The sequence below is a fragment of the Duganella kummerowiae genome (genome assembly GCF_053572355.1).
The window spans coordinates 513,947-529,996 of the sequence record NZ_JBKFEH010000010.1; the positions used below are offsets into that span (position 1 = coordinate 513,947).

General features: G+C 59.5%; 7 protein-coding genes and 1 pseudogene. 6 read left to right on the forward strand and 2 right to left on the reverse strand.

The genetic code is table 11. From position 1 onward, the window contains the following. Positions 1–33 precede the first annotated feature (33 nt). Positions 34–477, reverse strand: coding sequence for a pentapeptide repeat-containing protein (locus tag ACLB1G_RS15995; protein WP_491628212.1), 444 nt, complete (start codon positions 475–477; stop codon positions 34–36). Between the two features lie 140 nt (positions 478–617). Here ACLB1G_RS15995 and imuA point away from each other — a divergent pair, with 140 nt between their 5' ends. The 6 genes from imuA (at position 618) to ACLB1G_RS16025 (ending at position 15,507) form a co-directional block, all read left to right on the forward strand. Next, the gene (imuA, locus tag ACLB1G_RS16000) at positions 618–1,355 is read left to right on the forward strand and encodes a translesion DNA synthesis-associated protein ImuA (RefSeq protein ID WP_491628213.1); all 738 of its coding nucleotides are present in this window, start codon (positions 618–620) and stop codon (positions 1,353–1,355) included. After that, complete coding sequence (locus ACLB1G_RS16005) at positions 1,288–2,757, forward strand: Y-family DNA polymerase (protein WP_491628214.1); 1,470 nt, start codon at positions 1,288–1,290, stop codon at positions 2,755–2,757. The genes imuA and ACLB1G_RS16005 overlap by 68 nt, the downstream gene beginning before the upstream one ends. Before the next feature lie 2 nt (positions 2,758–2,759). Beyond that, the gene (locus ACLB1G_RS16010) at positions 2,760–5,912 is read left to right on the forward strand and encodes an error-prone DNA polymerase (protein WP_491628215.1); all 3,153 of its coding nucleotides are present in this window, start codon (positions 2,760–2,762) and stop codon (positions 5,910–5,912) included. Between the two features lie 266 nt (positions 5,913–6,178). After that, positions 6,179–8,854, forward strand: coding sequence for an AAA family ATPase (locus tag ACLB1G_RS16015; protein ID WP_491628216.1), 2,676 nt, complete (start codon positions 6,179–6,181; stop codon positions 8,852–8,854). Positions 8,855–9,056: 202 nt separating this feature from the next. After that, complete coding sequence (locus ACLB1G_RS16020; RefSeq protein WP_491628217.1) at positions 9,057–13,910, forward strand: AAA domain-containing protein; 4,854 nt, start codon at positions 9,057–9,059, stop codon at positions 13,908–13,910. After that, a complete protein-coding gene (locus tag ACLB1G_RS16025; protein WP_491628218.1) occupies positions 13,903–15,507 on the forward strand; it encodes a hypothetical protein in 1,605 nt (534 codons plus the stop codon). Before ACLB1G_RS16020 ends, ACLB1G_RS16025 begins: the two co-directional genes overlap by 8 nt. Before the next feature lie 37 nt (positions 15,508–15,544). On the opposite strand, the pseudogene ACLB1G_RS16030 reads toward ACLB1G_RS16025, so the two are convergent. Beyond that, positions 15,545–15,853, reverse strand: a pseudogene (locus ACLB1G_RS16030) (IS66 family transposase); the annotation flags it as partial. Positions 15,854–16,050 lie beyond the last annotated feature (197 nt).

A 16,050-nucleotide genomic window follows, 5' to 3' on the forward strand; every position in this document is an offset into this window, starting at 1 on the left:
ATGCTGAAGACCAGGCGCAGCAGTCAGACCTTCCTAGCGCTCTAGCTGCATGGCGTGGGCCGTCGGATCCAGGCCGGCCGGCAATTTCGTATGCCGGTCATACCGCGCACCAGTGAATTTCGCACCCTCGATGCAGGCGCCGGTCAGATCGGCGCCGCACAAATCGGTGCCGCCGCCCAGGTTGTCGCGGGAGAGGTCGGCACCGCGTAGATCCGCCCCGACCAGGCACGCTTCCGTTAACGTCGCGCCGTTCAGCAGGGCGTTTCTCATGTTCGCATGGCTGAAGTCCGCGCGAAACAGGAAAGCCCAGTATAGGTCAGCCTGCTCGAAGTCGGCATGCCGCAGCCGCGCTCCCGCGAACGTCGCCCCTTCCAGCACCTGTCCCCGGAAACTGGCGCCGTCCAGGTGTTGATCGTCAAAATCCAGCGGCCCACGCTTGCGAAGGCTTGGCTTGCTACCCCGATGGTCATCATCCATATTCACTCCCAGCGTAGCGGTGATAGTCAAGGTAGCACAAAAGCAGCATTGCCGTTCAGGAAACAAATCGACCTTGCGTTCCTGCCCAAGCAGGCTCTATACTGACACTGTGTTTTTATACAGTATTCTTGCGCAGCAACATGATAGCCACCGCCTACACCCCGACACCGGAAGACCAGCAAGCCGCCCAGGCGGCGATGCGTCACGTCTGGCGGGCCAGTGAGCTGAGCCGTGGCCGTATCATGTCCATACCCACCGGGCACAGCCTGCTGGATGCCGAGCTGCCCGACGGCGGCTGGCCCCAGTCCAGCCTGGTGGAGCTGTTGCTGCAGCAGTCCGGCATCGGCGAAATGCATTTGCTGCGGCCCGCGCTGGCGGCGCTGTCGCAGCGGCGCCGCGTGGCCCTGGTGCAGCCGCCACACCGGCCCAACGTGGCGGCCTGCAAGTTCCTCGACCTGGCGTGCCCCAACATCCTGTGGATCAAGGCCAGCAGCACTGCCGACGCGCTGTGGTCCACCGAGCAAATCCTACGCAACGGCGGCTGCGGCGCCGTGCTGCTGTGGCAGCGCAACGTGCGCAGCGAATCGCTGCGCAGGCTGAACCTGGCCGCCCAGAGCGCGGATGCCGTGTTCTGGCTGCTGCGTCCCCTGAGCGCCGCCTCCGATGCCTCCCCGGCGCCGCTGCGCGTTGCGCTGCGTCCTGCGGTGGGCGGCATTTCCGCCCACATCATCAAGCGCCGTGGTCCCCACCACGACGATCCCCTGTTCATCCCGCTGGCCAGCATGCCGGCACGTCAACGGTTTCTCAACGATGCGGTACTGGCTCAGCGTTCACCTTCCACTACTGCCGCTCGAATCCGTCCGGCCGCGCTGGTGTGATCCGGCGCCGCATGCGGTGGTCGAGAAGGGCAGGGTGGTCGCGGTCTCGCGCGAGGCCTATGCGGCGGGCGTGCGGGCCGGGATGCGGCCTGGTGGTGTGTCGGCCGTGTCGCCGGCCACCGTCATCCTCGAACGCGACGCCCAGCGGGAGGAGATCATGCGCAATGCCGTGGCGCTGGCGCTGCTGCAGTTCACGCCCGAAGTGGCGCACGCGGACGACTTCAGCGTGCTGCTGGACGTCACCGCCAGCCTGCGCCTGTTCGGCGGCCGCGCCGCGATTGGCCGCCGCGTGCGCGCCAGTACCCAGGCGCTGGGCCTGACAGTAAGGCTGGCCTCCGCCCCGACCGCCATGGGCGCCTGGCTGCTGGCGCGCCTGGCCCTGAACCGCCGCCACATCCTGCTGCGCCGCACCGTCAAGATGCTGACCATGGCGCGCCAGCTGGACCGCGTGCCCTGCGGCTACCTGCCGTCGGCACAGGCGCATCTGGAGTGGCTGGCCGGGATAGGCGCTGAGAACCTGGCCGCGCTGCGCCGCCTGCCGCGCCAGGGCATTCAGCGCCGCATGAGCAAGCAGGTCTTGAGCGAATTGGACCGCGCCTACGGCGCCGCGCCCGAGATGTTCGACTGGATCGCCGTGCCGGAGACCTTCTCGGCGCGCATCGAAACCTTCGACCGGGTCGAACATGCCGAAGCCCTGCTGGACGGCGCCGGCGGCCTGTTGCAGCAGCTGGTGGGCTGGCTGGTGGCGCGCCAGCGCGCGGTGAGTACATTTGCCTTCCTGCTGGAGCACGAGCGGGGCCGGGACGCGATCGCGCCGACGGAACTGGAAATCCGCCTGGCCGAACCGGGCTGGCATATCGACCACATGCGGCGCCTGCTCAAGGAACGCCTGGGACGCCTGGAACTGGCCGCGCCGGTGATCGCCGTCCGCCTGGAGGTGCGGCTGCTGGCCGAGATGGCGCCGCCTACCTACGACCTGTTCCCCGAGCCGGGCGGCAGCCCCGCCGATTTCAAGCGCCTGCTGGAACTGCTGTCCGCACGCCTGGGCAGCGACAACGTGCTGGTGCCAGTGGACACCCACGACCACCGGCCGGAGACGGCCAACGCCTGGATGCCGGCCGCCGCCAAGCCACCCAGGCCGCAGGCCGGCGGCGAACCGTTCGAGCGTCCCTTCTGGCTGCTGGACCAGCCCATCGCGCTGCTGATGCGCGACGAGCGTCCGTTTTATGGATCGCCGCTGCGCATGCTGCGCGGTCCCGAGCGCATCGAGGCCGGCTGGTGGGACGACCAGCTGGCCGCGCGCGACTACTACATCGCCCAGGGCGCGGATGCCAGCTGCTACTGGGTGTACCTGGAGCGGGTGCCCGATGGCCGCTGGTATTTGCATGGCATGTTCGGCTGAGCATGGACGCGCCTACCCCAACGTCCGCGCTGCCGGATTACGCCGAGCTGCAGTGCTGCAGCCATTATTCCTTCCTGCGCGGCGCCTCGCCGCCCGAGCTGCTGGTCCACCGCGCCGCCCAGCTGGGCTACACGGCGCTGGCGATCACGGACGAATGCTCGCTGGCCGGCGTGGTGAAGGCCCACGTGGAGGCCAAGGAACACGGCCTGCACCTGATCATCGGCAGCCAGATGACGGTCACGCCGGAGGATGGCTCGCCACCGTTCGACGTGCTGGCCCTGGCCATGAACCGCAACGGCTACGGCAACCTCAGTGAACTCATCACCCTGGCCCGCACCCGCGCCGGCAAAGGTCAATACCTGCTCTGGCCGCGCGACATCGCCAGGCCGCCACCGGATCTCGCCCATCTCAAGGGCCTGCCGGACTGCCAGCTGATCCTGTGCCCGCGCTACCGCGCGCCGTACGAGGATGTCGAGCGCCAGGCCGAATGGCTGGTGCGCTGCGCACCGGGCCGCGCGCGCATCGCGCTCACGCTGCACTACCGCGCAGAGGATGACCGGCACCGCGCCATGGTGGAGGCCATCGCCGAGGAATTCAGCCTGCCGGTCGTCGCCACCGGCGACGTCATGATGCACGTACGCTCGATGAAGATCATCCAGGACACCATGACGGCGATTCGCTTGAGCACCCCGGTGGCGCAGTGCGGCTACCAGCTGGCGTCCAACGCCGAGGCGCACCTGCGCTCGCGCGTGCGGCTGGGGAATCTGTACCCGCGCGCCGCCCTGGACGAGACGGTGCGCGTGGCGCGCCTGTGCACCTTCTCGCTGGACGAGCTGCGCTACGAATACCCGGACGAGGTGGTCCCCGATGGCACCACGCCCACCGCCTACCTGCGCGAGCAAGCCTATATCGGCGCGCACTGGCGCTATCCCGGCGCCATCCCGGCCAACGTGCAGGCGCAGCTGGAATACGAGCTGGAACTGATTGCCGACATGCGCTACGAACCGTACTTCCTCACCGTGTACGACATCGTGCGCTACGCCCGCTCGCAAAAAATCCTGTGCCAGGGCAGGGGATCGGCTGCCAACAGCGCCGTCTGCTACTGCCTGGGCATCACGGAGGTGGATCCGTCGCGCGGCACGCTGCTGTTCGAGCGCTTCATCTCGCGCGAACGCGATGAGCCGCCCGACATCGATGTCGACTTCGAGCACCAGCGCCGCGAGGAGGTGATCCAGTACATTTACCGCAAATATGGCCGCGCCAGGGCAGCGCTGACGGCGGTGGTGATCTGCTACCGCCCGCGCAGTGTGGTGCGCGACGTGGGGCGTGCGCTGGGCGTGGACTTGTCCGTCGTGGACAAGGTGGCCAAGGCCAGCCACGGCTGGGGAGGGCGCTCCGACCTGCGCCAGCGGCTGGAAACCTGCGGCTTCGATCCTGATTCGGCGGTGGCCGACAAATGGGGCTGGATCGCCGACCGCATGATGAGTTTTCCACGCCACCTGTCGCAGCATCCGGGCGGCTTCGTGATCTCGCGCGGGCCGCTGTCACGCCTGGTGCCAATCGAGAACGCGGCCATGCAGGACCGCACCGTGATCCAATGGGACAAGGATGACATCGACGCCATCGGCTTGCTGAAAATCGACGTGCTGGCGCTGGGCATGCTGTCCTGCCTGTCGCGCACCCTGGAGCTGATCTCCCGGCAGCGCGGCGAACGCTTCGAACTGGGCGATATCCCGTACGAAGACCCGGCCACCTACGAGATGATCTCGCGCGCCGACACGGTGGGCGTGTTCCAGATCGAATCGCGCGCCCAGATGTCCATGCTGCCGCGCATGCAGCCGCGCGAGTTCTACGACCTGGTGATCGAGGTCGCCATCATCCGGCCAGGCCCGATCCAGGGCGGCATGATACAGCCCTACCTGCGGCGCCGGCAGGGCGAGGAGCCGGTCACCTATCCCAGCCCGGAGGTAGAGGCGGTCCTGAAGCGCACCCTTGGCGTACCCATCTTCCAGGAGCAGGTGATGGCGATTGCCATGACAGCGGCAGGATTCACGCCAGGGGAGGCGGACCGCCTGCGCCGCGCCATGGCTGCCTGGAAGCGCAAGGGCGGGCTGGAACAGTTCGAGGACAAGCTGATGCAGGGGATGGCCGAACGCGGCTACACCACCGCCTTCGCCACCTCCATCGTTTCGCAGATACGCGGCTTCGCGGGTTACGGATTCCCGGAATCGCACGCGCACTCGTTCGCGCTGCTGGCCTATGCCAGCAGCTGGCTCAAATGCCACCACCCGGCCGAGTTCCTGGCCGCGCTCCTGAACAGCCAGCCCATGGGCTTCTACAGCCGCTCGTCGCTGGTGCAGGACGCGCGGCGCCATGGCGTGGAAGTCCGTCCCGTCGATGTATGCGCCAGCAGCTGGGAGGCTTCGCTGGAGCGCGCGGCCAGTGGCGCACTGGCGGTGCGCCTGGGCCTGAACAACATCAACGGCATGGAGCGCGTGGCAGCCTGGCGCATCGAAGAAGCACGCACCGTGCGGCAGTTCGACAGCCCGCGCGACCTGGCCGCACGCGCGGATCTTACGTCGGCGCACATGACGGCGCTGGCTTCGGCCAATGCGCTGGCTGCCATTGTGGGGAACCGCCGCAGCGCCATGTGGGATGCCGCTGCCAGCGTGCCGGAGCGTGGATTGTTGAAGACGGCAGCCATCGCGGAAGCGCCGGTGACCCTGCAGGCGCCGGCGGAAGGGGAGGAGATCGTGGCCGACTACCGCCATCTCGGCCTGACACTTGGCCGCCACCCGCTGGCGCTGCTTCGCGAGCGGCTGACCAGGATGCGCTTCGTCCCATCCGAAGTGCTCAACACCTTCGATGACGGGCAGCTGGCGCGTGGCTGCGGCATCGTCACGGTGCGCCAGCGGCCGGCGACGGCGAACGGGGTGATCTTCCTGACGCTGGAGGACGAATTCGGGACCATCAACATTATCGTCTGGCCGTCGCTGGCAGAGCAGCAGCGGCGCGAGCTGATGACCTCGCAGCTGCTTGGGGTGTATGGGATCTGGCAATCCAAGAGCGGTGTTCGCAATCTTATCGCCAAGCGGCTGGTGGATTGCTCGCATTTGCTAGGAGAGCTTGCAACGTCGTCACGGGACTTTCACTAGCTTGGCACCTGAGGTGGCAGAATAAAACTTAACGTAGTGTCCTAGTTGGGTGAACCACCACACCTTGCCCTCGAGAATCACATCTCATACACCACTTCCGGGGACGCAATCTATTGTTGGGAAAAATCGTTTCATCGATCCTTTGGATGGTCTCAAAAATGACGTGATAATTGGTGACTTTTTCGTTTTGATAAGATGTTATTCTTAACGACACGTTTAAGTGCAGTCAACATACCCCTAAAACGACCTTTCGTTAATGAATAGCCATGTCTAAGTCACTTTCGGAGTACAAGCGGTTCTTGGTCAAAAGCCAGGTTGGGTTTTCGGAATACGAGAAGAAGCTGGCGAGGCTTGTTCTGGACAATTTCGCAGCCGTCGAAGCGTGCGGAACAGCCGGTGGTAAGCGAGGGAAGTTGATTGCGAAATTGATATCTTCTGCAGGTGATTTCGCTTCGAGCGACTTGAATGTCAAGGTGGAAGCAGCTGGTGAGGATGCTGGGAAGATCGTTCAGCTGTCCAGTATGAAAGTGCAGAATTTCAGGGGCTTTTCCGCAGAGCACACGCTGGAATTTAAGAACCCCTACACGTTCGTCTACGGGCCGAATGGGACCGGGAAGTCCAGCCTTTGTGAGGCTTTGGAATACGGCCTTCTCGGGTCGATCAATGAAGCGGATGCTAAGCGGATCGATGTCGCCACTTACATCCGGAATTCGATAACAAGGAAATCGGACCGTCCGGTGCTGCTAGGGGTGACAGCAGATGGGAAAAAGAACGTCCAGGTTCAAACTGATCCGAAGAGCTACGAATTCTGCTTCGTGGAGAAAAACCGGATCGATGGCTTTGCGCGCGTTGCAGCGAACACTGCGTCGGCTCAGCAGGCCAGGCTGGCGGCTCTTTTCGGGCTAGAGGAGTTCAACGGATTCGCAACTCAGTTCAACGACCACTTCGAAAACTATATTGATACCGTAGGCCAGAAGACCAAGGAGCTGGCGGACAAGGAAAAACAGATTGCGGGCCAGCGGGCAATATTGCAGCAAATGCCGGAAAAAGATAAGGAAGTTAAAGCCAAACAGGACGTCCTGCTGCTCAAATACCCCGCTCATAAGACTCTTGCCGAAATCAGCGACTGGATATCTGGGCCGGATGGAAATGGTGGGGCCGTGAAGGCGAACCACGCGGAGATAGCTCGTCTCAACGGGCTGAAGCTCGCTCCCGACCCTGGCATAGACGCAATCTCCACGGAAGTGAAGAGCCTTGTCGGCTTGATCGAGGAGAGAAGGGCTGCGCGGCAGGCGTTGGTAGGTTACAAGGAACAGCTTTCGCTCGGCGAATTATATTCTGCCATCTTGAAGAGCAAGGAAAAGTCGAAAGACAAGTGCCCGGCTTGTGAGTCGGCGTTGTACGCTGGAGGTAAGCTCGCAGTACCGGTTGATCCCTACCAAAACGCTGAGGAAAAGCTGAAGCAGTTCCAAGTCGCGATTAAGCACGAGGCCCGCGTCAAGGAGATCACTGCGCTGCTTACCGAGCGCTGGCCGAGGCTGGCATCGAAGGTGGAGAGCCTGGCCCCTGCGGCCGCCTTGATCGCTTTTGTGAAGGTGCCCGAAATCGAAGCGCTTAAGGCCGCGAGTGAAAGCGTGACTGACTCGAAGACATTAGAGGAGACCCTGGCGCTACTAGCAGGGCAGACCGTCCTCTTGGCTGAGATGAAAGCGGCGGCCGTGGCATTCAACGGGACAATTGGGAAAGCGAAGGCAGAGGTGGCGAAGTTGGAAGCGCTGAACGCTGATATGGCGAAGCTATCGGCGGAGATCGTTTCGATCAGGACGACGGCCGACCTGAACGCGCAGAGCGCGCGCTCTGCGGCCTTGGCCATCGAGAAGTTCAAAGAGGAAAACGAGACGCTCATCAAGCTGGCAGAGAGTGAGAAGCCTGTTATCACGCGCAATGCGAAGTATCTAGCAGCGTACGAGGGCTTCCGTCAAAAGCTGTTGAAGTACAACGCAAATCTACCGTTGGCGCTGGCCGCAGACCTGAATGAAAAGACGCTCAAGTTCTACAACGCGATCAACAAGCATGACCACATTTCGGATCGCTTGAAATCGCTCGCGCTGCCTACTGCGACTGGGCAGAAGATAGATATCGAGTTCGATGGAGGTCAAAAGTGCGATGCACTCCAAGTGCTGAGCGAAGGACATATCCGTTGTCTGGGACTCTCCATACTGCTCTCCAAAATTGTCCGTGACGACCTCCCGTTCCTCATCTTCGACGACGTGGTGAACTCGATTGACGACGAGCACCGCGGTGGCATTGTGGACCTCATACTCGGCGACGATGAAATTAAAAAACGGCAATTGATAATCACGACCCACGGTGAGGATTTCGTGAAACGCCTTGAGAACGCAATTCCGAAGGCAGACTACAAGACGACAGTTAGCCGGATCGACTTCCTTGTGCCTGTCGACTCTAAGAGAATCTTCGTGAAACTCGACTCGCCTCGGCACTACCTGGTGGTCGCCGAACAGAGCTTCCAGGAGGGAAAAATCCGCGATTGCCTGAGCTACGTTCGGAAGTCGTTCGAGGAACTCCTTAACCGCTTGTGGAAGAAAATCGGCAACAGGGGGCATTCGGCACAGATACAGGTCGGACTGCGCGGCCCGGGTGGTTCACCCGATCTAATGGCACTGGCGAACGGTCTCTTAGCCTTCCTTTCGAAGAAAGAGGTAACTGTGTACCAAGGAGTCATTCCATCGCTCAGCCAAATGCTTGGTCGTGAGCATACCCACGCTGTCGAGTGGAATTACCTCAACAAGGGAACCCACGAGGAAGATCGCAGTGAAGAGTTCGACGCCCCGTTGGTTAAGGAAATGCTCGCGGCAGTGATGGCGATAGAGGTGGCTATCGAGGCCGATGGAAAGCCGCCGGCTGTTAGAAGTCATGCGTAACTCAGACCTGACACGACTGTAAGATGAGTTTGAGGCCTAATTGGTCCGAAACAGGCCGAAGGGACATTTACTGTGCTATGCCCGACTACAGCTAAGCACTGCACGACCTATTTTCCACAGTAATGCTTCTTGGAGCACTGTTGACACGACCAAGGGTGGCGTCAAAGAAGCCCCTGCTTTTCAATGAATAAGAGAGAATGACTTGAAGATTAGCTATCTGAGCCCAGAGGGCGTCCTGGAGGTCGAACAAGGCGCGTTGCGCGAACTCGAGCGCCGCTTGCCAAAAACGTGGGTCGGCTTCGCAGCATTCCAACTAGTCCAGCGTGGGTCTCCTGAGGCGCTCGACCTCGACCTTGTCGTTCTGACCAGCAACCGCATTTTGGTCATTGAGCTCAAGAACTGGAGTGGCGACATTGAGTTCACAAGCGGCCAATGGGTGCATAAGGGAGCGCCTAGAAAATCACCGGTCAAGGTGACGCAGCGTAAAGCTCAGGTGCTGAAAGACGTCATCCGCGAAAAATTTCCGAAGCTTAAAGTTCCGTACGTAGAGCCCATTATAGTCTTGTGTCATCCTCAGTGTAGGCTCAAAGGGTTCCCGCCTGAAGAGCGAAATTTCGTCATGACGCTGGGGGACTTTTGCGATGTAGCGTCGGATTCTGGCAAGTACAAGGTTCGCTTTCCAGATACTCCTGCAAAGTTCTCCTTTCCATCGGCGAATCCGCTGCCGGATAGGTCTCACTACGAAAGTATGTTTTCACTTTCAAGCCCATCCGTACTAGAGCGTAAGACGGTCATCTATGGGTTTCAACAGTCGTCGGCCTCGGCCGACTACGTGCACCCGCGCGGAATGTGGAGTGAGTACCGTGCGGCACATGTCGAAAGCCGCCGTTCAAAGGCGCTGCTTCGCAAGTGGGACTTTAAAGCCTTAGACGGAGGTGGAACAACTCCCACTGAGCGGGCAACCATTGGTTTGCGCGAGTTGCGATTGAATGAGGCATTGCGTGAACAGGCCCCCGATTTACACGTCGACCTGCTTGAACCAGTTGCGTCAGCCGTGGCTGATGATGTCACCACCAACTTTGTTGAAGCCTACCGCCTTCCAGACCGCGTCGAACGCTTGGCGGAATTGTTGGCGCGAAGGGCTGATATCCCGATTGAGGAACGCCTGGTGCTTGCGCAAAGTGTGCTGTCTCGATTCGCCAAGCTTCATGCGCTCGGAATCGCGCATCGAGACATTACGAAACGGACTCTCTGGGTTGTTGAACCCGCACGGGTAATTCTTTCTTCGTTCGCTGCGGCTCGCATTCCGGAAACTCGCACCGTCGGCGTGCATCGCGTAGAGCTTGAAACCGGCTCCATCGCACTTCCCGAGGACACCGATACTGCGGGAAAGAGTTTCGAACACGCGCCTTTTGTCAGGGACGTATTTCTGCTCGGGGTGCTCATCTTTGAGTTGCTCGAGCGCCGGGAATTGAGTCGTCTAGACGAAGTTCCGTTGTTTGATGAAGCGGTGCCCCTTGAGGTTACAAGCTTGCAGGGCTGGTACCGTCAAGCGATGGATTGGGACCCGTTGCGACGCTTTACTACTGCATCAGACGCGCTTGACGCTTTCAATAAAGCCTTCGCAAAAGAGTTGGGGCCAGTCGTTTCTGCAGAAGAGGTCCTAGCCTTCAAGACAGCCGCAAGTCCGCTAAACCTTCCCATGAAGCAGGAGGTCTCCTCTACGCCTGGGAAGTCTGTCTACATCTCGGAACGGGATGGGAGTAAAGTCCTCGTGAAGTGCTGGCCAATGCTTGGCTACGATAGTAAGCATCCCGCACGTAATTCAAGGCTACTCGGCTTTTTGCATCAGGCTCGGTCACTTAGGCAGTCCGCATTCGATGCAGCCCCAGAGGTGCTGGACTTTGGTCTTGGCCCATTCGGCCTCATGTTGGTGACTCGCTGGGAGCCCGGAAGTTCGTTTGAAGAATGGATGTCAGAGGAGCAGCCACCTAACGCAAAGGCTTTGTTGGCATTGTCCCTGTTAAATGCCGTACGACGTCTACATGCTCTCGGCCAGAACCACGGCGACCTGAAACCATCAAACGTTGCAGTTTGCTTAGATTCCGAAGGCCAACCTCGGGCACTGCTACTCGATGTTCCGGACCTCAGCCCCGATGGTGACATCGGCATCACTATCGGATTGCTGCCACCTGATATCGAATCAGCAGCCCCACAACATCGGGACCTGTATGCAGCCACGCAGTTGGTGCTACGTCTTCTATCGGGTACGGCGTACAAAAAGTCGTGCAATGAGGCAGAGCACGCGCTTGAATTGGGAGATGTACTGCCGCCGGTCGACCTCTTGGCTGAAACATTGCAGGGGGAGATTTTCCCGAAGATCGACGCGAAACCCAGCTACAGCTTGACCCTCAAACGAAGGGGGCGAGAAATAGAGCCGGCGGTGGAGTTCTACGGCGACAACGGAAGCTTCCCCGTCGGCGTAAAGGTCGACTCGTCAAGCGAGAGTATCGTATTCTTCTTAACCGGACTTCGACAGCAACTTGTTATCAAATACGATCGAGCGACTGAGCAGGTACAGGACGTATTTGCGAAGCCCATTGGGCATGAGCAGTACGTTTCATCAGCTCGTCGCGCGACCTTCCGCCTGTACGCGACGCTGGTCATTGAGCAAGGCGAATCATCCGACGCGGCAAACCTCGCCGATGTTCTCTTCAGCCGTTATCTCGCTACTGAGCCGGACCATGAGGAAGAGGGGGAGGGAAATACAGCTGACCCCTACGCCACTCAAAGCGAGTCCACTGAATTGGCCCGTCCGTTAGCAACGACTGATTTATGGAGGGCTCTTGCAGAAACCGACGAGTTGAACGCGACGCCAATAACGCTTCGCGCGGGTGCTCGCAAAGTTCCCGACGGAGGTGGCCTTTGGCTGGTCCCCTTCGACATTGACAGTGGCGTAATCGATTTTTCTGAAGATGAGCGCATTGAGCTGCTTGAAAGAGGCACCGATCCAATTGAGGGGAGCGAACGCTGGTATCTGACGGGAATCGTTTCCTCGGACATAGCGAACGACGTCATGCGAGTTCAACCGCTGACGCAAAAATTCAACCCAGTCGAAGGCCGTAGATTCTACTTGAGAGGCGCGCTGGAGCGGCACGCGTCCGCACGACGCGTAGCGGCTATGCGCCGTGTTCTCGAGAACGCCGCTCTGATTCCTCGATTGCCGGATTACTTCGATCCTAACGCCGAGCGAATGCCCACGTATGGTGCACTGCCACCGCTTGAAATCATTGCTAAGTACAACCTCAACGCGCAGCAGGAAGAAGCATTGCGGACAGCGCTCGAGTATGGACCAGTGTCGCTGCTGCAGGGGCCACCGGGAACTGGTAAGACCAAGTTCATCGCATCTTTCGTGCACTTAGTCCTGACACAAGGCCTTGCGCGGAACGTGCTGCTTGTCAGTCAATCTCATGAAGCAGTCAACAACGCGCTTGAGAAGGTGGCTGAACTAGCTGGAGCAAGCGGTACAGACATCTCCATGGTTCGGATTGGATTGCCGTCGATGGTGTCCACGCGCCTACGCTCGGTGCAGGAGGACTCGCGCCGGCAGCTCTACCGAGAGTCCTTCGACGCTGAACTGAAGGAGCGCGTCAGGGCCACGGGATACGGGATGGGACTGCCTCGTTCTTACGTCGATGAGGCAGTGGAACTACATATGAGCCTTGGCTCGGTGCTTACGCGAATCTCTCGATTACATCGTGATGAAGTCAACAGCGAGCAATCCGCTGGTGAGTCAAGTGTCCACATCGAGAGGTTGAGGCAAGTCTTTACCTCTATCGCGGGGGAGAAATTTGGGCTCGATGTGACGCCAAATGCGATGCTACCTGAATGGTTTGAAGAGCAGCTCTCCGCACTTGCCGCCCGTCATGGCGCCCCTAGTCCGGATAAGTGTCTACGTCTGGAAAAGGTCATTCATCTGTCGATTGAGTTCTCCAGCGTGCTTAGGAATCCACGCTCGAACTTCACGTCTTTCCTTGCGCGTAGTTCGAGCGTAGTTGCTGGAACCTGCGTCGGAATTGGGAAGCAAGCCCTGGGCATCGTGGATCACTCCTATGACTGGGTAGTTGTCGACGAGGCTGCGCGGGCCTCACCGATGGAGTTGGTCGTCGGCATGCAGGCGGGAAAACGGCTCTTGCTTGTGGGAGACCATCTTCAGCTCCCTCCTACCTATCCGGTGGAAGTTGAAGAGCAGACCGCGCAACTCCTCGGAGTTTCGCGCGCGGAGTTCAGACGTATGAACAACTTCCAGCGCGCGTTCTCGTCCTCCTATGGAAAACAGGTCGGAAGGACTCTTCTCATGCAGTACCGCATGGCGGACAACATCAACTATGTCGTTTCTAACTGCTTTTACAACGGAGCCCTTAAGGTAGCGCGCAAGCCGCCTGGCGATGAGTACAAGCTACTACCCGATTACCTATCGCAGCAAGTCGTATGGATTGATACCACCGACCAAGGGCGGAATGCGTTCCATGGAGAGGCTGGAACGCACGAAGGTGCACTCATTAATGAGGCCGAGGCCAATGCGGTCTTGGCTGTGGTCCGGGACATCGTGAAGTCAGCTTCGTTCCTAAGCGCCGTTCGCGCGGCAGATGGCAGCCGGCATATCCCGATTGGCATCATCACAATGTACGCAGCTCAGCGTGACCTGATACGGCGCAAGCTTGACCAAGCCGACTGGGCTGCGGACATACGCGACACTTACACCATTGGAACCGTCGATAGCTATCAAGGTAAGGAGAACCGATTCATTATCCTTTCGATTGTTCGCAACGACACTTCTAGGAAAGTCGGATTTCTAGCTGACCCAGAACGCATCAACGTTGCGATGTCGCGCGCACAGGACCGACTTGTCATCGTTAGTTCCTCATCAATGTGGAGCGGACGTCCAAGGACTCCGATGGCCGGAGTGCTAGAGAAGGTGAGGCAACTCGCTGAACAGGGGAAAGCACAGCTGTTCCCTTCACTTGAACTGAAGCGGAGGAGCGCAGATGCGTGAACGATTCAACACCGTTGCTGTGGCTATCCCCGCGCAGCAGTTTCTAGTCCGATGCCATGTCTCAGTCGAGCGGCAAGTTCCAGTCATGACGGAGTTTGCTGTGAGGCTCCTTCGCTTGACCGGGCCGTTGGAGGTCGAAGTGCTAGCCGCGTACTTTGAATTGAGCGGTAGGGAGGTCGGTGACTTTCTGGACCTGCTTCGAGTGGAGGGGTTGGTCGAAGACGAGGATGGCAAGTTAGTTCTGACCTCCTATGCGGAAGCGCGGTTTGGGAGCACAGAAGATGGAGTTCCTCGCTTCACACGAATCGCTGAACGTCAGGCTAGACCCGTCTTTGAATTGCTTACGTTCTCGCCCATCCCTAGAGCGCTCTCAAGCAATTATTGGGACAATGCTCTGGATCTCTCGTGGGACTCTGCGGCCGAGAACGGAGCACGCACAGTTGATCAGGCACAGGAAGCGTTTTACCGCCACTTTCACGACATCGAGCGGCATGACCGGGAGGATGAACAGAAGCGGGCTTTCGCGGTCTACAAGATTGATGACATCACGGCTGGAAGACGTTTTAACCTGCCTTTGCCTGTTCACTTCGAAGTCGACCTTGATGGCAACGTTGACTTCGACATTGAGGCCCAACTATCGGTATTTCCGGAGGAACTCCGCTCAACCGTATTCAAGCTGACGGCAGACCGAGTTGCTCGCCAAATTCAGCACCCTGACCATTTCGCTGCGTTCGTCGATGTCTTCAGCGATGAGGTATTGGCGCGGTTCTTGAGGCGTGAAAGTGTGCCCAGCGGCGATATTAACCTGTCCTCCCGAGTATTTCGAGAGGATGTAAATGAGCGAATCGTCGGGTCTTCAGCAGGAGGCTCCGCCGCCAGATTCGACTTCGGCAGCTACGTGCGCGAGGTCCATGGGAGCGCCTATAGTCTTGAATACGACGCAGGAAAGAGCCGAGCCCTTCTCGGCGCGCTATACATGACCAAGAACCAGGACCGCTTCTTGCAGGCATTCAGACGGTCTTTGAAGCGTTTCAAGACAAACAGTGGTGCGTCAACTGCCTTCCCATCGGAAATGTTCTGGGTTCTCCCAGAGTCCGACCTGTGGGGGCGAACAGAATTATTAAAGTCATTTGTCGAGGCGATTCGCAATACATCAGCAAGCGAATGGGGCGAGCCTATTGACCTGATTGCGATTTGCGTCGCTGGACAGGCCGAGCCAATTGAGCGTATCCGCCGTCGGGCGAACGTATTGCTTGATGCTGGGTTCAGTGACATCTTACTTGGTCCATCGCTCGCAACTTCCGAACGGTTTGAGGTCTTATTACTTCCAGGGGTGAGCGCGGCAGCTCTTTACCAGTGGAAGGTTCCAACCTCTGATGTGGTAAGTGTTCCGGTTGGCTTCATTTCGGAGAACGAAACAAAGCTCCGCAAACTCTTGGTCTTTCTAAGAAAGGTCTGCGAGCTGAAGATTTACCGCGCTTTCCGGGGTTCTGGCACTGATGGCGAGGACCGAAAGCTGAGGGTAGTAGACGCGTCAGCGGCCGACTTCATGTATTTGGATCAGTTCCTCGAAACTGGAGGCGGCTCTCAAACTTAATGGGTAAGTGTCCAGCCGCTCCACCTGTTCAGCGGATTTAGGACTGCGAAGAGTACGGAAATGGCAGCAGCGTATCGAGCTGGCTGTTGGGGCACGTCGGGAGACGTTCCAGTACGATGGCCAGCCAGTGCAGCGGATCGAGTCCGTTCAGCTTAGCGTGGCGAACAGGCTCTGAATAGCGGCGGCGCGGCGGCCGGCGCGCTCCGAGCCGTTAAACAGCCAGTTCTTCTTGCCAATGGCAATGGGACGGATGGCGTTCTCGATCGGATTGTTGTCGATCGGCAGACTGCCGGACTCGCATAGCGCGTCAGCGCCGGCCACGCTTGAGCGCGTGGTCAATCGCCTTGCCGTACCAGTACTGGCCGAACTGCACGCCTAGTTACTGGCCACTGAACGCACCGTGGCCACCGGCAGCGGGACGGCCAAGGCCGTCGAGCACGCGCTCAAGCGCTGGCCGGCGCTCGAACGTAAGCGGCCAGCGCATCCACCTATGAATCCATGTAGCCCCAGTCCAAACTCCGCATTTTTAGCTGGAGATGAGAA

Bases quoted from the DNA above. Each gene is read 5' to 3' on its own strand.
- ACLB1G_RS15995 (WP_491628212.1), bottom strand. From the start codon at position 477: ATGGATGATGACCATCGGGGTAGCAAGCCAAGCCTTCGCAAGCGTGGG.
- imuA (WP_491628213.1), top strand. From the start codon at position 618: ATGATAGCCACCGCCTACACCCCGACACCGGAAGACCAGCAAGCCGCC.
- ACLB1G_RS16005 (WP_491628214.1), top strand. From the start codon at position 1,288: ATGCGGTACTGGCTCAGCGTTCACCTTCCACTACTGCCGCTCGAATCC.
- ACLB1G_RS16010 (WP_491628215.1), top strand. From the start codon at position 2,760: ATGGACGCGCCTACCCCAACGTCCGCGCTGCCGGATTACGCCGAGCTG.
- ACLB1G_RS16015 (WP_491628216.1), top strand. From the start codon at position 6,179: ATGTCTAAGTCACTTTCGGAGTACAAGCGGTTCTTGGTCAAAAGCCAG.
- ACLB1G_RS16025 (WP_491628218.1), top strand. From the start codon at position 13,903: ATGCGTGAACGATTCAACACCGTTGCTGTGGCTATCCCCGCGCAGCAG.